Here is an 18559-nt window from a genome sequence, read left to right as displayed (position 1 = left end):
AATATAGATGAAAAAATATTATTAAATAAACAAAAGTAAAAAATAAAGTTATTAACATATTCAAATAAATAAAAGGAGAATAAATTATGTCATATATTAAAGATCCAAAATCGATTGAGGTAAGGAGTTTTGAGATGATTACAGAAGGGTTGGCTGGGAAAGCAGACCATTTTAGTGAAGAAGAGCAATTAATCGTAAAAAGATTGATTCATACAACTGGAGATTTTGATTATGTGAACATTGTTGAATTTCATAATAATCCAATTGAATCAGCAAAAGAAGCATTAGAAGCTGGAAATTGCAAAATTTATTGTGATACAAACATGATTGTTAATGGATTGAATAAAAATGGTCTGAAAAAATTTGGAGCAGAGGCATATTGTCTAGTGGCAGATCCGGATGTGGCTAGAGAAGCGAAGGAAAGAGGAATTACACGTTCGATGGTTGGATTGGAAAGAGCGTTAAAAGATCCGCAAACAAAAATTTTTGTAATCGGAAATGCTCCAACAGCATTGTTTACATTACTTGAAAAAATGAAAAAAGAAGGGGAAAATGTACCGAAATTGATAGTTGGAGTTCCAGTTGGATTTGTGGGATGTCCTGAATCTAAAGCAGAACTTTCAAAATACAATGTTCCGTTTATACGAACAAATGGAACAAAAGGTGGAAGTACAGTTGCAGTTGGTGTAATGCACGGAATCCTTTATCAAATGTATGAAAGAGATAAATATTTTAATAATTAATAAATGAATTTGTAAATATCTGAAAATCCAAAATTTATTTTTAGTATTTTGATTTTATTTAATCAAAAACACTGAAAATTTATTAGTTTTGAGCATTTTCAGATATATTTTAGTATAATTGTGGAGAAATAAAAATGGAAAATTATGTATATTTTAACGGTAGAAAACTGCGATATGGCTATACCACAGGAAGTTCGGCAACAGCAGCGACTAAGGCGGCACTGTTACTTTTACTAGGAAAAGCTGAAAAAGTCGAAGAAGTTGAAATAGATGTTCCAGCAGGTAAAAAGATAAAAATTAAGATTAAGTCTTTTGAAAAGACAGAGGATTATGCAACAGCAACTGTCATAAAAGATGGGGGAGATGACCCTGATGCGACACACGGTCTAGAAATCATATCAAAAGTAAGTTTTAGAGAAGATGATAAAATCAATATTTTTGGAGGAAAAGGAGTCGGAAAAGTCACAAAAATTGGACTTCCTGTTGAAGTTGGAAAATCAGCAATAAATCCAACGCCAATGAAAATGCTGACTGGTATTGTGAAAGAACTTCTTCCATCTGGAAAAGGAGTAGATGTTGAAATTAGCGTGCCTCTGGGTGAAGAAGCTGCCAAAAAAACAATGAATGGGAAATTAGGAATTATTGGCGGAATTTCTATTCTTGGAACAATGGGAATTGTACGTCCGATGTCTGAAGAGTCATGGAAGGCTTCCCTTGCAATAGAGCTGAAGCAAAATTTAACATATTTTAATACAAAAACAGCGATATTTCTTTTTGGAAATAGAGGAAAAATGTTTTTGAAAAAGGAATTTCCAGAAAAGTCTGAAGAGGGTGTTGTAATCAGTAATTTTGTGGGATATATGTTTGACAAGGCATGTGAATTTGAAGTTAAGAAAATTTATTTTATTGGAGAATTAGGAAAATTTGTAAAAGTGGCAGGAGGAATTTTTCATACACACAGTCGAGTTTCTGATGCAAAAATGGAAATTTTGGCTGCAAACGCATTGTTAGTGGGTGAAAAGCTAGAAAATGTCTATAAAATTCTGGAATCGAATACAACTGAAGAGGCTTCTGGGTACATTGAAAAAAAAGAAGTCTTTAACTTGCTAGCTGAAAAAGCAAAACAAAAATGTGAGGAACATTGCAGAAAAAATGGATGGAATCTGGAAGTGGAAACATTGATTTTATCAGCTGAAAAAGAAGTTATAGGGCATAGTAAGCACTTTTTTGATAATTTTTAAAAAATAACTTTAAGGATAGAGAAGTTGTTATGGTTATTGCCAATAGGGCAAAAAAACGGGCTATATACTGTAATGTATATAGTTTATAAAAAAGTTTAATTAAATTTACGAAGAAGTAAAAGTTAGTAAAACCTCATTGATAATTTTTAAATTACAGGATTATATTCCTAAAAAAAATTCAAAATTCTAAAATTTGCGGAATGTATTCCTGAAAATTATATAATTAAAAAAAAGCATTAAAAATATAGACCTGGGAAATAATAACAACGAGAAGAAAAGAAGCTGAATTTGAATGATTTTAAAATAGAAAATTTTAAACATAAATGCTATGAATATGATTATTATGAAGATAATAAAAAAACTTATTCTACTTCAAGAAAAGAAGTTGAAAATGCAATAAAGTATATTTATAGTGTAGAAAAAATAAATTAGAGGAGAAAAAATGGCTAGTAAATTAGGTAAATTTTATGGTATTGGTGTAGGAGTAGGAGATCCTGAAAATATAACAGTTAAAGCAGCAAAAAGACTGCATGAAGTAGATGTGATAGTACTGCCTGAGGCAAAAAGCGGAGAAGGAAGTACAGCCTTTAATATTGTAAAAGAATATGTAAAACCAGAAGTAGAGCAGCTATTTTTGGAATTTCCTATGATAAGAGATGTGGAAGCGAGAAAAGTTTTTAGAAAAAATAATGCGGATGTAATAAGTGCTGAATTGGAAAAAGGTAAAAATGTAGCGTTTTTAACAATAGGTGATCCGATGACTTATAGTACTTATACTTATGTATTGGAACATATTTCAGATGATGTGGAAGTTGAAACTATTGCGGGAATAACTTCGTTTAACAGTATTGCGGCAAGGCTTAATATACCGCTTATGGTTGGAGATGAAGATTTAAAAATAGTGTCTGTCAGCAGAAAAACTGATGTTCATAAAGAAATTGAAAATAACGAAAATCTAGTGTTAATGAAAATAAGCCGAGATTTTGAGAGAATAAAAAGAGCGATTATTGAAACAGGAAATAAAGAAAATATAGTTATTGTTTCAAACTGTGGGAAAGAAAATGAAGAAATTATTACAGATATTGAAAATGTTGAAAGTGTACATTATTTTTCTACATTAATTCTTAAAAAACAGGGAATAGATGAATGGAAGAGATTTCTAAAAGCGTAAAAAAGTTAAAACCTAAAATAATAATATTTATAGTTTTACAAATTTTATTATTTATGTATTATTTTTGGATTGGAAAATATGATTGGGATTATGGCTTTGATTTGCCATTTCGGTTATTATTTGGTGGAATATTTTCAGCAATAACAGGAATAATTTTTGGATGGATATTTTATTCAATGGGGAAAAGTAAAAATTATGAAAATGACAAAATTTTGAAATTACCGATATTTTTATAATTTTATCAATACCCTTATCGTCTTTAGAATAGACATTATTGGGGTTATAAAACTGTGTTTTTACAACGGACTTTTCATTTTAGCAATACTTCAAAGTAAAGTAACAGTAAAAAGTTATTTGTCCAAAGTTTCAAAAATTATATTATGGTTTATTTCAATGTACTTTTTAATTCCTGGTTTTGCAATTTGCTTTGGAATTTTTGTCGAAATGGTAAAAAGTATGTTTGGAATTTATGGAGATATGAGCCAATTTAGTATTTTAATTCCATTTTTTATTATTAATGTTTGTTTTGGATTTTTTATAAAAAAATATTTTGATAAAGAAGAAATTGAAGTTGTAAGAATACTGACAATAGCAGGTTGTCTAATAATTATGGGAATATTTATTTTTATGGGGTTTAATTGGTATAAAGAAGACTATCACGCAATAATTTATACTTTCCCCTACAAAGTTTTGATGTATTTTGAAGAAGGGGAAAATAGTCTCGAAAAATTTGGGATTATAAAGTCGTTAGAGTCGAGGTACTTTGTTTATGCGATGATTGTTAATATGGGATTTTATTTGGGAACTTTGAAAATAAATAATAAAAGGAAGAAGAAATTATTATGAAAAAAATATTTTTTCATTTTTAATGGCAATTTAAGGACTAGCAGAAACAATTGTAAAAGGAATTTACGATACAAAGAAAAAAGATACACAGAATTAAGTCAAACTTTTGAAATAGAAATCGAAAATAATATGTTTTGTTTATAAATTAAAGAATTACTGAAAAATGTGAGAAAACATGTGTCTGTAAAGATTAACATATTCTTATGCAGACTTATTGGAAAATTTGGAAAGTTATTATAGAAGATAATCAGAAAAATAATGAGAGAGTGGAATATAGGAAAAAACTTTTAAAAGAATTGTCAAAAGAATATGAAAAGGACTTTTCAAAATCAAATTTATTTAATATGAGAAAATTTTACTTAAAATATCAAAAATTACAGACAGTGTCCTGAAAATTGAGATAATTCCATTATTATAAAATTTTTAGTACATCTTATGATAAAAAATATATTTGAATACAGAAATATCAGTAAGTTTTCAAATAAATGAAATATTATAAAAATAAAAAAATTAAAAAAGAAAGAGGTAATTTTATGAAAAAAGTATACTTCATAGGAGCAGGACCAGGAGATCCTGAATTGATTACAGTAAAAGGGCAAAAAATTGTAAAGGAAGCAGATGTAATAATTTATGCGGGGTCGTTGGTTCCAAAAGAGGTTATTGATTGCCATAAGGATGGAGCTGAAATTTATAATTCTGCTTCAATGAACTTGGACGAAGTGATGGAAGTTACGATAAAGGCACAGAAAAAGGGAAAACAGGTAGCAAGGGTGCATACTGGGGATCCGAGCATTTATGGTGCAATAAGGGAACAAATGGATATTTTGGATGAATATGGGATTGAATATGAAGTAATTCCAGGAGTGAGTTCATTTGTGGCTGCTGCTGCTGCAATAAAAAAAGAATTTACTTTGCCAGATGTGAGTCAGACAATAATCTGTACAAGGTTGGAAGGAAGAACATCTGTTCCTGAAGCAGAAAGTCTTGAAAGCCTTGCTTCGCATAAATGTTCGATGGCAATATTCCTATCTGTGCAAATGATTGATGAAGTTGTAAAAAGATTATTAAAGCATTATGATAAAACAACGCCAATTGCAATTGTTCAAAGAGCAACTTGGGAAGATCAGAAAATTGTTATGGGAACATTAGAAAACATTGCCGAACTTGTGAAAAAGGAAAAAATCACAAAAACAGCACAAATTCTTGTAGGAAACTTTATGGGGAACGAATATTCTAAGTCTAAACTTTACGATAAGGCATTTTCACATGAGTTTAGAAAGGGAATTAAGGAATAATGAAAAAACTAATAACAATAATTCTATTTATATTTTCCATGCAAATTTTTGCAGGGCAGTATCAAGTAATAAAGCAAAAAAATGTTACTTTGTCAAAAGAGCAGATTGATTTGGAGAATAAGAAAATTGAAGAAACAGTGAGTAAATATCCTAAGAAAGTGTTAAAAGAAATGATTTCATATTATTTTCCTGTAGCAAGTAAAGTAAATAATGAAATGAGTAAAGAAGAAAAAGAGAGTATGCAATTGCTACCAAAAGAATTTTCTAGTTTTTTTTCTGAAATATTTAACTTTAATATAAAAACTGTAAAATATTTATCAAATACAAAGGTTTCTGTTACTTATGAAGTAGTTATTCTTGATTTGGATAAAATTTTAGATGAAAAAGAAATTAAAAAAAGATTTTTTAAAAAATATGGATATGAAATAAAAGACGATGAAGATTTTGTTAGTCTTTCAGAAGTAAAAAAATGGAAAGATATAATGAAGGAAATGTTAAGAGAAGGAATGCGAAATCCTAAGAATTATGTGACAGATAAAGTAACGGATGAATTAAATAAAATCGGGAATGAATGGAAATTTAAGGATGCAGAAAAATTTGAAGAAATGTTAAAAAAAATGAAGTGATAAAAAATAACATGATTAAAAAACTGGATAATAGTTTGATAATCGTGTTTTTTATTTAAAAAAATAATAAATTTTAATATTTTTAAAAAATGTGTTATACTTCTTATAAGGTAACTAAAAGATAAAGCGAGGAGATTTTATGAAAAAATTATTATTTGTATTAATGCTGGCAGTAATGGGAAATATGTTGGCAGCACCAAAGTCACAAAAGACTAAAAGTGCAAGAACTACAGCAACAAGCAGAATATCAGAAAGTGAGAGAAACGAGATTGAAAATGCTGTTCAAATCGGAATGCAGCCATTTGTAGATATGGTTACGAGTGCTATGAAAGCAGAGATGAATAAAGAGGCTTCAAAATTTTCTACAGATAGTTTATTTGAAAAGGATTATGTGTTAAGTAATAGTTTGAAAAAGGAAATCGGGAAAAAATTTACTGATGAAATGCTGAAGTTTGTGTTTAGTGCTGTTAAACCTAAAGTTGTGGTAAAAAAAATTAATTATATTTCTCAAAATCAAGTTGAGGTAGATTATGATATAAAAATTAAAAATATAGATAAAGTTTGGGATATGTTGGACTTTGATGAAAAGCTGGAAAAAGAATTTTTGGCAAAAGTAGGAGCTAAAAATATGGAAGAAACAGAAAAAATAATGAAAAGCAAAGGAAATGAGGAATTAAAGAAAAAATTCTATTACACATTATTGGATGAAATGATAACTCTTCTTAATAAAGAAATAAAAGAAACAAAAGAAGAGGAAAGTTTATTAGAAGATATATCAGTTATGCTAAAAAAAGTGAACGGCAGATGGCAAGTAGAAAAATAAGCAACTTTTATAAAAAAATGTGGTATAATTTAATAGAAATAAATTTTAAAAGTTTATAAATAATTTAAAAAATAAGGAGTCGATATGAAAAAAATATTATTTTTGATTATGATGGTAATGGCAGGAAATATTTTTGCAGTAAACAATTCTACTGAAGACAGAGCAATACAGAAAATGCTTCGAAGCAGGCTGCAATCGTATTTTTTTACAATTGTAAATGAAGGAATAAGAGATAATGAGAAAAAGCTTGAAAAAGAAGCTTATAATAGACTGTTTAAAGATTATGTAATAAGCAATTCTTTAAAAAGAGAAATTGTAGAAAAATATGTAAGAGAAATTTCGAGAATTACAGCAAATGAAACAAGATTAAAATTTGATATAAAACAAATAAATTACATTTCAGATGAAGAAGCAGAAGCAATTTATGATATAAGATCTAAGAGCTTAAGAACAGTTTCAGATATGTTGGATTTGGATGAAGAAACAGAAAGAAAAATTTTAGAAAAATCAAAAATTAGCAGAGATGAATTTGAAGAAATTATGAGAAAAAAAGGAAATGAACCTATAAAACGAAATTACTACAATATTGCAATTCAAGAAAGAATAAATATGTTTGAACAAGAAGCCAAAAAAGTTACTGAAGAAGAAGTAATAGTGCAAGATTTACCAGCAATACTTAAAAAAGTAAATGGTAAATGGAAGGCAGAAAACCTAGAAAAAATAATAAAAGGTAGTAATTAAAAAATATTTTGAAACAATAAAAGTCTGTCTAGGAATAAAATATATTAATAATTAGACAGACTTTTAAAATATTTTTGTAACAAATGTTTGACAACTATACATACTTTAGATAAAAAAGTTTAAAAAATAGTTGACAAAATCAAATTTATTTTGTATAATAGTTCTTGTCTTGTAGAGATATTGTTGGGCTGTCGCCAAGCGGTAAGGCACTGGACTTTGACTCCAGCATGCAATGGTTCGAATCCATTCAGCCCAGCCATTTAAAATTAAATAGTATAAGATATAAACAAGCTGCTGTTTTCAGTAGTTTTTTTTATAATAAAATATTTTGATAAAAATTCCAGCTTTTCAAAACATATTTTATAGACTCGTTTTTCATTACAGATAAAAAATAAATCTTTTCGTTTTCTATTCTATTGTAATTAATTTTACTATTATTGATAATAAAATCCTATTTATATGTTTTTTAAATTAATACTAAACCCCATTTAAAAGTGAGAATAAATTTTTATAATAGAGTTGTTCAATAGCTAATTCATAATCATTCATTTTTTATTATTATTTTCGTAGGATTGCTCATTGCCGCAAATCCTTATCTTGCAGTAAAGGTTTATCCTGATAATCAAAACATTTGGCAAGATTGCTACGCAATAACCTATGGCTAGTCTACGACATTTTTCTGTACTGACAAAAAACTCACTATGCTCAAACAGTTTTGCCAGCACAGAAAAATGCTCTGACGAGTTATTTATACTAGATTCTGTTTAAAAAATGAAAATTATATCTTAAATTATTTGAAAATATTAGATTTATATTCTTTATTAGAAAAGTTTATAATAAATTCGTCATTTAAATAGGGTTTAGTATAAAACCAAAGAAACTATATTTTGACTAATCTGTTATTTTAAAAATTTTATTTCAATTTTTTTAAAAGTTAACTACAGATAGAAAAGCCATAATTTTAAAATAATTTTTAGTGTATTATGATTATTTTTTTAATATATACTCGAACCCATTTAAAATTGAACTGATAGAAATTATATAATTTAGGGTTTGAGTAAAATAGTCATAATTTTTGAGTTTTGTTTTAAACTAGTTTTACTATATTTATTTTATAGAATTAAAATAAAAATTATTTTCTTTTAAATAAAGCTAAAATATGAGATAATAGAAAAAAATACAAAATGAGGTTATTTTATGGAAAAATTTTTTAAATTTTTAAATTCAGACAGGTATCAGTACACAGAAAGTGAGATTTATTTAAAAAATAATATGCAAAATGAAATTGCAACTTTTGATGTATTTTTGCGTACAAAAAAAGAAAATGACTATGCTGTAGTATATGGGATATCTGATGTTCTTGAGCTTATCGAGATACTTAACGAAACTTCTTATGACGATAAGAAGAAATATTTGTCAAAAATATTTGATAATTCTGATTTTATCGAATATATTGCGAATATGAAATTTACAGGTACGATAAAAGGGGTACGAGATGGAGAAATTATATTTTCAAATGAGCCAATACTAACGATTACTGCTCCACTTATACAAGGGAAAATCCTTGAAACGCCTATTTTGAATATTCTTCATTTTCAGACACTTGCGGCAACAGTCACTTCTAAAATTGTGCTAGCGGCTGAAGGAAGGGGAGTGCTTTCATTTGGAACAAGAAGAACAGCTGGATTTGATGCGGCGATGACAATGACAAAAGCTAGCTATGTAGCTGGCTGCATATCTCACTCAAATCTTGCGGCAGAATATCTTTATGACTTGAAAAGTACAGGAACGATGACACATGGCTTTATCCAAACTTTTGGAATGGGAGAAAGTGCCGAATACAAGGCTTTTGACGCTTTTATAAAAATGTATAGGAACAAAAATCAGGCTCTTATAATGCTAATTGATACTTATGACACTCTTGAGAGAGGAATAATTAGTGCTGTGAAGGCATTTAAAGATAATGGCATAGATGATAAATACGAAGGAATGTATGGAATAAGGATAGATTCGGGAAATTTGGAGAAATTGTCAAAAGAATGTAGGAAAATACTGGATAAAAATGGACTTTACAAGGCGAAAATTGTATTAACGAGCGGACTTGACGACAAAAAAATAGCAAATCTAATAAAAAATCAGGCAGAAGTTGATGTATTTGGAGTAGGAGATGCCATAGCATTGCCAGAAAGAGAAATAAGCACTGTATATAAAATGTCTAAAATTAATGAAAATGACGTAATGAAAATTTCTGATGAAAGTGGAAAAACATCATTGCCAGGAAACAAGGATTTATATAGAGTTTATGAAAATCAGGATTTTTATGATGTTGTGACATTAGAAGAAGAAAAATTGGAAAATATAGAGAATATACAAAAAATAACGATAAATTATATTGAAAATGGTAAAAAAATAGAAAAAAGTTATGAGCTTTTAGATTTAAAAGAGGCAAAGGAATATTATGACAGCAATTTGATTTACTTAAAAAAAATTTATAGTGAAAAGCTGAAAACTAGAAGAGTAAAATTATCAGAAAAATTAGAAAATTTGAAAGACAGACTATTAAGAATAAAGACAAAATAAAAATAAAATTATATATTTACAAATTATGTTAACAAAAAATATTGGATTATCTCAATTTTTTTAGTATAATTAACTTACAATTTATAAACGAACTCTTTTAATACGAAATTTATGAAGATTTGAAATATGGGAGTTTGAAAATAATAGTCGTAACTTTAAGGAGATTGAGTGCAGATGAAAAAAGGTATCGGGAAATCACATAGTAAAATCATATTAATTGGGGAACATTCTGTCGTTTATGGTTATCCTGCCATTGCTATTCCACTAAAAAAGATTGAAATTGAATGTGTAGTCGAAGAAGCAAAAACTAGCTTTTTTTATAACAAGACAGATACTCTTTCAGTTGCAGTTTTTACTGCATTAAGACATTTAAAAAAAGAAAATGCAAAAATAAAATACAAAGTAGTTTCCCAGATTCCACCCAAACGTGGTATGGGCTCTTCAGCTGCAGTCAGTATTGCTGCAATCCGAGCAGTATTTGACTATTTTGAGAAAAATCTGGATGATGAATTACTGGAAAAACTAGTTCATGCGGCGGAAATCGTGGCTCATAAAACTCCGAGCGGGATAGATGCCAAAACATGCCTAAGCGATAAAGCCATAAAATTCATAAAAAATAAGGGATTTTCTTACATTGACTTAAATCTTGGTGCATATCTTGTAATTGCAGATACAGGCATTTACGGAAATACTAGTGAGGCAATTCAGAATGTGAAAAATTTAGGAAGTAAAGCCGATATTTCTTTAAAGAAACTAGGTGAATTGACAGATGAAATAATTAAAATCTTAACTGAAAATATTGGATCCAAAGAAGAAAAAGTTGATAAAATAGGAAAAATTATGACAAAAGCAAATACAAAACTCCGAAACTTGAATATAACAATTGAAAAAACAGACTTATTTGTAAAAACAGCAATCGAAAACGGAGCAAGTGGGGCAAAAATTTCTGGCGGAGGATTAGGAGGCTGTGTAATCGCACTTGCTAAAAATATGGAAATTGTAGAAAAAATAAAAGATGAATTGTTAAAATGTGGGGCAGAGAATATTTGGGTGGAGAAAATTTAATAAGAAAATAAAGGAGTAAAAATGGTAAAAGTCAAATCTTATGCTAATATTGCGATTGTAAAATACTGGGGGAAAAAAGATGCAGAAAAAATGATACCTTCTACAAGCAGTATTTCCCTTACTCTTAACGATATGTTTACAGAAACAGAGCTGGAATTTATAAATGATGAAGATATTAAAATTGCAGTTGAAAAAGATATAAAAAGCGAAAATTGTAAAGATAAATATGCCGACATGACAGATTTGTTTTATTTGAATGGAGAATTACAGGATAGTGTGCATACAGAAAAGATTAGTAAAGTTGTAGATTTATTCAGGGAAAATAGAAGTCAGAAGGTGAAAATTTCTACAACAAATAATATGCCCACAGCTGCGGGACTTTCTTCTAGTTCCAGTGGTTTATCGGCTGTAATAAAGGCTTGTAATGAACTTTTTGGAAAAAACTATACGCAATCTGAACTTGCACAGATTTCAAAATTTGGTTCTGGTTCATCTTCGAGAAGCTTTTTTGGACCTATTGCTGCTTGGGATAAGGATACTGGAGAAATTTATGAGGTAAGGACAGATTTGAAACTGGCGATGATTGTGCTTGTGCTGAATGAAAATAAAAAGGAAATTTCAAGCCGAAATGGAATGGAGCTTTGTGCCAAAACTTCAACATATTTTGATGAGTGGGTAAAACAATCGGAAATTGACTTTGTAAATATGAAAAAATATCTTGCTGAAAATAATTTTGAAAAAGTCGGAATTTTGACAGAAGAGAATGCTCTTAGAATGCACAAGACAACAGAAACTGCAAATCCTCCATTTACATATTTTAATGAAAAAACTTATGAAGCAATGGATTTTGTAAAAAATTTGAGAAATAATGGCAAAAAATGCTATTTTACAATGGATGCAGGGCCTAATGTGAAGGTACTTTGTTTGGAAGAGGATTTAGAAAAATTAGCAGAAATTTTTGAAGAAAAGTATAAGATTATTGTGAGCAAGACTGTGAAATTATAATTGTGAAAATTATAGTAAAACTGCTTTAAAACAAAACTTAAAAGTTATGACTATTTTACTCAAACCCTAAATTTATATAATTTTTAGTAGTTTAATTTTAAGTAGGTTTGAGTATAATTTGAAATTGAAAATAAAAAATTATGATAATTCCTAAAATTGTTTGATTTTATCAGTTTAATATTGAAAGAGTTAAAATATATTTTGGAAAGGATTTTGAATAATGGATAAATCAAGAAAATTTGACATAGCTATAGGTATATTATTTGGAATTATGACAATAATTTTAATTTATTTATTTTTTAGTAATAACATATTTTTTATGTGGGCATTTCAGCGACACCATAATATACTAAGCTGGTATATTAGACCACTATTTATTATTCCAATAATCTGGAGTGCATACAAAAAGAGGTTTTCAGGAATTTCAATTTCTATTTTTGGTCTGTTTACGAGCATGTTCTGGTTTCCAAAGCCAAATATAATTAATCCTGAAATTGTAAAATTTTTAAATTTTGAAGCAAATTATTTGAAAAGTGGATGGACAATGGATAAAATTGCCCTGTTTTTTACTGTTATAATTTTTTTTATTTTTATAATAGTTTCAACTTTGACAAAAAACTGGAAATTACTTTTATTAATTTTAATAGCAACTGCAATTCTTAAAATATTTAACAGCTACCTTTTAACTGGCAATAGTGCATTGTCAATGTTAAAGCCTGCAGTTGCTGGATTAATTGTCTGTATGATAGCTGTATTTGTCTTAAAAAAGAAAAACTGATGAAAAAGGAGGAGAAATTGTGGGATATATAAAAATACTTGATGAAAAAGTGTCAAATATTATTGCCGCTGGGGAAGTTGTGGAAAATCCAGCTTCGATGATTAAGGAGATGATTGAGAACTCGCTGGATGCGAAGGCTACAATGATAAAAATTGAGGTTTTTAAAGCTGGAACGGATGTTAAAGTAAGTGATAACGGAATTGGGATGGATAAGGACGATACTCTTTTGTCGGTGGAACGGCATGCTACTTCTAAAATTAAGGAAAAGGAAGATGTTTTTAATTTAAACACTTATGGGTTTCGTGGAGAGGCTTTGTCGTCTATTGCGGCGGTGTCTAAGCTTACGATTACTACACGTTCTGAAAATAGTCCTGTAGGATACAAAATTGGCTGTTATGGCGGAGTTGTGAGAAAGTTTGAGGAAGTTTCGAGAAATGTCGGTACAGAAATGGAAGTCAGGGATTTATTTTACAATACGCCTGCCAGACGGAAATTTTTACGCAAAATGTCAACAGAATACGGTAAAATTAGGGATATTGTACTAAAGGAAGCACTTTCAAACAGTAATGTGGCTTTTTCGCTGGAACTCGCTGGGAAAAGTACGATAAAGACAAGTGGAAAAGGGATTGATAATACAATTCTTGAATTATTTGGAAAGTCAGTTTTGAGAAATTTGAAAAAATTTGAATATGGATATTTAGGTAACGTAGAAATTTTACGAAGTTCAAAGGACTTTATGTTTACTTTTGTAAATAACCGATATGTAAAGTCAGCAACTATTGAACGTGCTGTTATAGACGGCTATTACACTAAATTAATGAAGGGGAAATATCCATTTGCAATTATTTTTTACAATGCTGATCCAAAAGAAATAGATGTAAACGTTCACCCATCCAAAAAAATAATAAAATTCTCAAATGATAAAATTGTTTATAATGAAATAAAATCAGCAATTGATGACTTTTTTTACTACAATGACAGAGAAAACTGGCAACCTAATATTGACTTGATAAAGAAAAATATGAATATTAATGAGAATGTCGCTTTGGAAAAGGATGATTTGTTTTCTCATGATGTTTTGAAGGGGGAAAATCAAAAAGTTATAAGTTTGGAAACTTTTGACGGAAAAAGTTTAGAAAATACTAAAAATTTAAATGAGAAAGATAATTTTTCAGCGGATGATTTTAATAAAAATGATAAAAATTCTGAGTTTTTGATAGTTCTGAAAATATGAGTAATGATAGTTTTTCAAATGGTGAAAACTTTATAAAAAACAAAAACGAAAATGATTTAAGCGTTGATGAAATATGGAATAAGATGAATGATGATTCAAAAATGACTGTGGAAAACAATGTGGAAAACTTTAAGACAAAGAATGAATATTCTACGAAAAATTGGGATAAAAGAAGTGATTTTGAGAATTATAAAAATACTACTGAATATAGAAATTTTGATACTATAAATGAAAATACTGAAAATGAATCCCATTATAAAGTCGGAACGTTTGAAAAACATATCGGAAAGCAGTTTCATTATGATATTCTAGGGCAGATTTTTGACACATATATTCTTGTTCGCAGAGATGACGAACTGGAAATTTATGATCAGCATATTATCCATGAGAGAATTTTGTATGAAGAGCTAAAGGACAAGTTTTATAATAATAAAATTGAATCACAGCATTTATTATTACCGTTAAAAATGGAAGTTACACAAATTGAAAAAAATATTATTTTTGAAAATGTTGACATTTTTAAAGATTTTGGATTTGACATTGATGAATTTTCAGAAGATGAAGTTGTCATTCGTGCCGTGCCTGCCTTTGATTTTCGGGATAGCATTGAAAATGTATTTTTACAGTTACTTATGGATTTGAAAAATGAAGTTGAAATAAAGGATTTGCGGGAAAATATTATTATTTCGATGTCATGCAAAGGAGCCGTGAAGGCTGGACAAAAACTTGACACATTTGAAATGCAGAATATGGTTCGAAGGATTCACGAAGTTGGGAAATATACGTGTCCGCATGGACGTCCAATTATTGTAAAACTTTCTAGAAATGATTTGGATAAAATGTTTGGAAGAAGAAAATAAAGGTAAAAATTGAGAAATTTAGTAAAAAAATGAAAAAACTTTTGACAATAAGGAAAAAATATGATAAGAATTAATGTAGTGTGTATTGGAAAAATAAAAGAAAAATATATAAAAGAGGGAATAAATGAATTTTTAAAAAGGTTATCAAAGTACATTAAACTCGAAATTATAGAACTTGCTGAAGAAGATGATAACAAAGGTATTGAAAATGCAATAAATTCTGAGACTGAAAGAATAATAAATGCAATCTCAAAAAAAAGTTATTCATACAATATTTTACTTGATTTAAAAGGAAAAATGCTTGATTCAGAAGAAATGGCACAAAAAATTGAAGAAATTTCTATGATAAGCAGTGAAATTAATTTTATAATAGGCGGTTCAAATGGTGTAAATGATAATTTACGAAAAATTGTGGATTTCAGATTATGTTTTTCGCCAATGACTTTTCCACATCAACTTATGCGATTAATTTTAACAGAGCAACTATACAGATGGGTTTCAATTAATAATAATATAAAATATCATAAATAACGGAGGGAGATTATGTATTCTGCTGGGGAAGAATTTGAAAAAATCAATAATGAGGGTGACGTTGAAGGATATACGTGCCTTTCAAATATTACGGTAGGAGATAAGGAATATTTAGTTTGCGATGATGAAACTGGGGAAAAAAAGGTTTTTTACTATGACAGTATTGAAGAGGAACTGTATGATTTGGATGAAGATGAGGAAGATCAAGTTCTTGAAATATGGAATGATGAATATTATGGGTCTGACAAGGATTACATGTATTGGAACGAAGATTTCGGAGAATACGACAAAAATGAAAATGTGGATGGAGAATTTGATGAAAGAAATTTTGATTCATTAAATGATGATAATAATGATGAAAATGGATTTTTTGACAATGAAGACGAAGATGATGAGGATTTATCTGAATTTTTAGATGATTTCTTTGATGATGAAGATGAATAAAAACCAAAATATTTAAGGAAAAAAATGAAAATAAAAATAAAAAGTTTGGATAAATTTAAAGAAAATTATGAAAAGTTATTTGAACTGGAAAAAATAATAATTGTTGATGAAAAAAAAGAATATCATTACAAAGATGAATATGGAAAATGTAAGATTGTTGATAAAATTGATTCCATTGAAATTTACCGACACGGCGAAATCAATTTCAAGCAGATATTCAAAAAAGATAAAAATACTTCGTTTACTTTCATTACAACAAAATTTCGTGGGAAATATGAAATTTTTACAAAAAAATTTGAAAAAGAAAATGGAAAAATAATGCTGGAATATGATATAATAGATGGTAATGAAGTGATAAATAGTATAAATTTAGAAATACAAATGTTAGATAATTAAAAAGCAGAAAGGAAAAATAGATGAGCAATCAAAACCACAATGATAATGGTATTATAAAAGAAAAATTAAAAAAAGTAGAAGAACTGAAAGAAATAGGAATTGAACCGTATGGCCGAAAATATGAAAAATTAAATGATATTGCAGAAATAAATCAATACGATGAAACTTGTGATAAAGTATTTAAAACAGCTGGAAGAATCGTTGCCTTTAGAAGAATGGGGAAAAATGGATTTGGACAAATTCAGGATCCAACTGGGAAAATTCAATACTATGTAAAAAAAGATGAAGTTGGAGAAGAACAGTACGAAATTTATAAAAAAATGGGACTTGGAGATTTTATTGGACTTGAAGGGAAACTTTTTAGAACTAATACTGGAGAATTGACTTTAAGAGTAGATTCTTTTGAAGTATTATCTAAAAATGTACGTCCACTTCCAGAAAAATTTCATGGGTTAACTAACATCGAAACTCGTTACAGACAAAGATATGTGGATCTTGTAATGAACAGGGAAGTTATGGATACTATGAAAAAAAGATTCCAAATTATAAGATTTTTTAGAAGCTATCTTGAAAAACAAGGATTTACAGAAGTGGAAACTCCAATGATGCACCCAGTTGCTGGAGGGGCTACAGCAAGACCATTTGTAACACACCATAATGCACTTGATATGGAGCTGTTTTTGAGAATAGCACCTGAATTATACTTAAAAAGACTGCTTGTAGGTGGATTTGAAAAAGTATTCGAAATAAACAGAAGTTTTAGAAATGAAGGAATTTCAATAAAACACAATCCAGAATTTACAATGATGGAACTGTATCAGGCTTATGCTGATTTTAATGATATGATGGACTTGACAGAAGATTTGATTTCAAGCTTGACATTTGAGCTTCATGGTAAATATGAGATTGAATATGAAGATAAGACTATTAATATGGCAAAGCCTTGGAGACGTGTTACAATGAAGGACATTGTAAAAGAAACAACTGGATTTGATTTTGACACAGTTAGCAGTGATGAAGATGCTATAAATAAAGCAAAAGAAATGAATATTCCGCTAGAAAAAGACAAAACTTATACAAAATATGGAATTTTAAACTTGATATTTGAAGAAAAAGTCGAGGGAACTTTATTAAATCCAACATTTATTACAGAATATCCAAAAGAAATTTCTCCGCTTTCAAAAAACCAAAAAGGTGAAACTGAATGGGTAGACAGATTTGAATTGTTTATTTCAGGAAGAGAGTTTGCCAATGCTTATTCAGAATTAAATGATCCGAGAGATCAGAAGGAAAGATTTGAAGAACAGGTGAAATTGAAGGAAGCTGGAGATGATGAAGCACAAGGAATGGATTTAGACTATATCCGTGCCTTAGAATATGGAATGCCACCAGCAGGAGGGCTTGGAATAGGAATCGACAGACTAGTTATGTTACAGACGAATTCTGCTTCAATTAGAGATGTTATTTTATTCCCAACTTTAAGAAAAGAAGATATCGAATTATAATTTAATATAAATAAAAAACTCTAGGTTTATAAAAACTTAGAGTTTTTTTTATACATTTATTAAAGAGATAATTAATTAGTCATCTCCCTCAGAATCATCGTAATCTGAAGAATCGTCAGAAGAAACAAGAGTAGCCTTAGTTAGACGTAACCCTTTGTATCCATTTCCTTCAAAATAAATTTTATAAGTAGATCCTTTTGAAATTGAAGATAATTTACCGCTTGTAAATTGGAATGTTTTTCCAGATTCCAAACTTTCACAAGTTGCTCTTCCTTTTGCTTTACTAGTAACTTGACATTCGTTTACAAATCTTGAGAATCCTAATGCTCCAAATGCTAAAAATCCTACTAGAATTAATTTTTTCATGCTAATCAGCTCCTTTTTTAAATTTTTATATTACCGTTTACAATTACAGTATACCATATAATATAAAAAAACCAAGTATTTTTTTGATTTTTTTTCAAAATTTTTAAAATTGAAGTGAAAATGTGTAAAAAAGATAAATTTCTAATTTTAGTATTAATCCTCATCTAAATAACGAATTTATTGAAAACTTTTCTAAATAAAGGATATAAAATTAATGTTTTCAAGTAATTTTGAGATATATATTCGAACCCATTTAAAATTAAACTTCTAGAAATTATATAATTTAGGGTTTGAGTAAAATAGTCATAA

The 18559-nt window shown here is 28.6% G+C and carries 21 protein-coding genes, 1 tRNA gene and 1 pseudogene; 21 read left to right on the top strand and 2 right to left on the bottom strand.

The genetic code is table 11. The features are described from left to right. Positions 1-86: 86 nt before the first annotated feature. The 12 genes from FVE75_RS10450 to FVE75_RS10400 all read left to right on the top strand — a co-directional run bounded on the left by FVE75_RS10450 (position 87) and on the right by FVE75_RS10400 (position 7745). Positions 87-743 (top strand): precorrin-8X methylmutase, encoded by a 657-nt coding sequence (locus tag FVE75_RS10450; protein ID WP_147006365.1) that lies wholly within the window; start codon positions 87-89, stop codon positions 741-743. A 134-nt stretch (positions 744-877) separates the two neighbouring features. Next, complete coding sequence (gene cbiD / locus FVE75_RS10445) at positions 878-1984, top strand: cobalt-precorrin-5B (C(1))-methyltransferase CbiD (RefSeq protein ID WP_147006364.1); 1107 nt, start codon at positions 878-880, stop codon at positions 1982-1984. A gap of 288 nt (positions 1985-2272) precedes the next feature. Further along, complete coding sequence (locus FVE75_RS10440; protein WP_197735190.1) at positions 2273-2416, top strand: hypothetical protein; 144 nt, start codon at positions 2273-2275, stop codon at positions 2414-2416. 10 nt (positions 2417-2426) lie between these two features. Beyond that, a complete protein-coding gene (gene cobI, locus FVE75_RS10435) occupies positions 2427-3155 on the top strand; it encodes a precorrin-2 C(20)-methyltransferase (RefSeq protein ID WP_147006363.1) in 729 nt (242 codons plus the stop codon). Beyond that, a complete protein-coding gene (locus tag FVE75_RS11630) occupies positions 3131-3391 on the top strand; it encodes a hypothetical protein (RefSeq protein ID WP_232052550.1) in 261 nt (86 codons plus the stop codon). Before cobI ends, FVE75_RS11630 begins: the two co-directional genes overlap by 25 nt. Positions 3392-3599: 208 nt before the next feature. Continuing rightward, positions 3600-4001, top strand: a complete 402-nt coding sequence (locus tag FVE75_RS11625; RefSeq protein WP_232052549.1) for a hypothetical protein — start codon at positions 3600-3602, stop codon at positions 3999-4001. A gap of 203 nt (positions 4002-4204) precedes the next feature. After that, a complete protein-coding gene (locus FVE75_RS11885) occupies positions 4205-4393 on the top strand; it encodes a DUF1016 N-terminal domain-containing protein (protein ID WP_147006362.1) in 189 nt (62 codons plus the stop codon). A 141-nt stretch (positions 4394-4534) separates the two neighbouring features. Beyond that, complete coding sequence (gene cobM / locus FVE75_RS10420; protein WP_147006361.1) at positions 4535-5296, top strand: precorrin-4 C(11)-methyltransferase; 762 nt, start codon at positions 4535-4537, stop codon at positions 5294-5296. Further along, on the top strand, positions 5296-5922 hold the full coding sequence (locus FVE75_RS10415) for a hypothetical protein (RefSeq protein WP_147006360.1): 627 nt from the start codon (positions 5296-5298) through the stop codon (positions 5920-5922). The genes cobM and FVE75_RS10415 overlap by 1 nt, the downstream gene beginning before the upstream one ends. Positions 5923-6061: 139 nt before the next feature. After that, the gene (locus tag FVE75_RS10410) at positions 6062-6745 is read left to right on the top strand and encodes a hypothetical protein (RefSeq protein WP_147006359.1); all 684 of its coding nucleotides are present in this window, start codon (positions 6062-6064) and stop codon (positions 6743-6745) included. Between the two features lie 84 nt (positions 6746-6829). Further along, positions 6830-7486: a hypothetical protein gene (locus tag FVE75_RS10405; protein ID WP_147006358.1), complete on the top strand. Its 657-nt coding sequence runs from the start codon at positions 6830-6832 to the stop codon at positions 7484-7486. A 184-nt stretch (positions 7487-7670) separates the two neighbouring features. Beyond that, positions 7671-7745: transfer RNA gene (locus FVE75_RS10400), tRNA-Gln, on the top strand. Between the two features lie 286 nt (positions 7746-8031). On the opposite strand, the gene FVE75_RS11880 is transcribed toward FVE75_RS10400, so the two are convergent. Next, positions 8032-8211 carry a hypothetical protein gene (locus tag FVE75_RS11880; protein ID WP_147006357.1) on the bottom strand — a complete coding sequence of 60 codons (180 nt, stop codon included), beginning with the start codon at positions 8209-8211 and terminating at the stop codon, positions 8032-8034. Between the two features lie 472 nt (positions 8212-8683). Here FVE75_RS11880 and pncB point away from each other — a divergent pair, with 472 nt between their 5' ends. The 9 genes and pseudogenes from pncB to lysS all read left to right on the top strand — a co-directional run bounded on the left by pncB (position 8684) and on the right by lysS (position 17884). Next, a complete protein-coding gene (pncB, locus tag FVE75_RS10390; RefSeq protein WP_147006356.1) occupies positions 8684-10066 on the top strand; it encodes a nicotinate phosphoribosyltransferase in 1383 nt (460 codons plus the stop codon). 174 nt (positions 10067-10240) lie between these two features. Then, on the top strand, positions 10241-11131 hold the full coding sequence (mvk, locus tag FVE75_RS10385) for a mevalonate kinase (RefSeq protein ID WP_147006355.1): 891 nt from the start codon (positions 10241-10243) through the stop codon (positions 11129-11131). 21 nt (positions 11132-11152) lie between these two features. After that, entirely contained in the window at positions 11153-12136 is a 984-nt protein-coding gene (mvaD, locus tag FVE75_RS10380) for a diphosphomevalonate decarboxylase (protein ID WP_147006354.1), read from the top strand. Positions 12137-12356: 220 nt separating this feature from the next. Then, the gene (locus FVE75_RS10375) at positions 12357-12914 is read left to right on the top strand and encodes a hypothetical protein (protein ID WP_147006353.1); all 558 of its coding nucleotides are present in this window, start codon (positions 12357-12359) and stop codon (positions 12912-12914) included. A 19-nt stretch (positions 12915-12933) separates the two neighbouring features. Beyond that, positions 12934-15008, top strand: a pseudogene (gene mutL / locus FVE75_RS11800) (DNA mismatch repair endonuclease MutL). A gap of 60 nt (positions 15009-15068) precedes the next feature. After that, positions 15069-15539, top strand: a complete 471-nt coding sequence (locus tag FVE75_RS10365; protein WP_147006352.1) for a 23S rRNA (pseudouridine(1915)-N(3))-methyltransferase RlmH — start codon at positions 15069-15071, stop codon at positions 15537-15539. A gap of 12 nt (positions 15540-15551) precedes the next feature. Continuing rightward, positions 15552-15983 carry a hypothetical protein gene (locus FVE75_RS10360; protein WP_147006351.1) on the top strand — a complete coding sequence of 144 codons (432 nt, stop codon included), beginning with the start codon at positions 15552-15554 and terminating at the stop codon, positions 15981-15983. A 24-nt stretch (positions 15984-16007) separates the two neighbouring features. Further along, positions 16008-16379: a DUF1934 family protein gene (locus FVE75_RS10355; RefSeq protein WP_021744414.1), complete on the top strand. Its 372-nt coding sequence runs from the start codon at positions 16008-16010 to the stop codon at positions 16377-16379. Positions 16380-16399: 20 nt separating this feature from the next. After that, the gene (lysS, locus tag FVE75_RS10350) at positions 16400-17884 is read left to right on the top strand and encodes a lysine--tRNA ligase (RefSeq protein ID WP_021744415.1); all 1485 of its coding nucleotides are present in this window, start codon (positions 16400-16402) and stop codon (positions 17882-17884) included. 75 nt (positions 17885-17959) lie between these two features. On the opposite strand, the gene FVE75_RS10345 is transcribed toward lysS, so the two are convergent. Further along, a complete protein-coding gene (locus tag FVE75_RS10345) occupies positions 17960-18250 on the bottom strand; it encodes a hypothetical protein (protein WP_147006350.1) in 291 nt (96 codons plus the stop codon). Positions 18251-18559 lie beyond the last annotated feature (309 nt).

Source organism: Leptotrichia hongkongensis, from assembly GCF_007990635.1.
Classification (GTDB): Bacteria; Fusobacteriota; Fusobacteriia; order Fusobacteriales; family Leptotrichiaceae; genus Leptotrichia; species Leptotrichia hongkongensis.
The sequence above is the reverse complement of the archived record's forward strand: the minus strand, read 5'-3'. Positions and strand labels throughout refer to the sequence as shown.

What these genes read in the sequence shown, in the direction of transcription:
- FVE75_RS10450 (WP_147006365.1), top strand. Translation starts at nt 87, where the DNA reads ATGTCATATATTAAAGATCCAAAATCGATTGAGGTAAGGAGTTTTGAG.
- cbiD (WP_147006364.1), top strand. Translation starts at nt 878, where the DNA reads ATGGAAAATTATGTATATTTTAACGGTAGAAAACTGCGATATGGCTAT.
- cobI (WP_147006363.1), top strand. Translation starts at nt 2,427, where the DNA reads ATGGCTAGTAAATTAGGTAAATTTTATGGTATTGGTGTAGGAGTAGGA.
- FVE75_RS11630 (WP_232052550.1), top strand. Translation starts at nt 3,131, where the DNA reads ATGGAAGAGATTTCTAAAAGCGTAAAAAAGTTAAAACCTAAAATAATA.
- FVE75_RS11625 (WP_232052549.1), top strand. Translation starts at nt 3,600, where the DNA reads ATGGTAAAAAGTATGTTTGGAATTTATGGAGATATGAGCCAATTTAGT.
- FVE75_RS11885 (WP_147006362.1), top strand. Translation starts at nt 4,205, where the DNA reads ATGCAGACTTATTGGAAAATTTGGAAAGTTATTATAGAAGATAATCAG.
- cobM (WP_147006361.1), top strand. Translation starts at nt 4,535, where the DNA reads ATGAAAAAAGTATACTTCATAGGAGCAGGACCAGGAGATCCTGAATTG.
- FVE75_RS10415 (WP_147006360.1), top strand. Translation starts at nt 5,296, where the DNA reads ATGAAAAAACTAATAACAATAATTCTATTTATATTTTCCATGCAAATT.
- FVE75_RS10410 (WP_147006359.1), top strand. Translation starts at nt 6,062, where the DNA reads ATGAAAAAATTATTATTTGTATTAATGCTGGCAGTAATGGGAAATATG.
- FVE75_RS10405 (WP_147006358.1), top strand. Translation starts at nt 6,830, where the DNA reads ATGAAAAAAATATTATTTTTGATTATGATGGTAATGGCAGGAAATATT.
- pncB (WP_147006356.1), top strand. Translation starts at nt 8,684, where the DNA reads ATGGAAAAATTTTTTAAATTTTTAAATTCAGACAGGTATCAGTACACA.
- mvk (WP_147006355.1), top strand. Translation starts at nt 10,241, where the DNA reads ATGAAAAAAGGTATCGGGAAATCACATAGTAAAATCATATTAATTGGG.
- mvaD (WP_147006354.1), top strand. Translation starts at nt 11,153, where the DNA reads ATGGTAAAAGTCAAATCTTATGCTAATATTGCGATTGTAAAATACTGG.
- FVE75_RS10375 (WP_147006353.1), top strand. Translation starts at nt 12,357, where the DNA reads ATGGATAAATCAAGAAAATTTGACATAGCTATAGGTATATTATTTGGA.
- FVE75_RS10365 (WP_147006352.1), top strand. Translation starts at nt 15,069, where the DNA reads ATGATAAGAATTAATGTAGTGTGTATTGGAAAAATAAAAGAAAAATAT.
- FVE75_RS10360 (WP_147006351.1), top strand. Translation starts at nt 15,552, where the DNA reads ATGTATTCTGCTGGGGAAGAATTTGAAAAAATCAATAATGAGGGTGAC.
- FVE75_RS10355 (WP_021744414.1), top strand. Translation starts at nt 16,008, where the DNA reads ATGAAAATAAAAATAAAAAGTTTGGATAAATTTAAAGAAAATTATGAA.
- lysS (WP_021744415.1), top strand. Translation starts at nt 16,400, where the DNA reads ATGAGCAATCAAAACCACAATGATAATGGTATTATAAAAGAAAAATTA.
- FVE75_RS10345 (WP_147006350.1), bottom strand. Translation starts at nt 18,250, where the DNA reads ATGAAAAAATTAATTCTAGTAGGATTTTTAGCATTTGGAGCATTAGGA.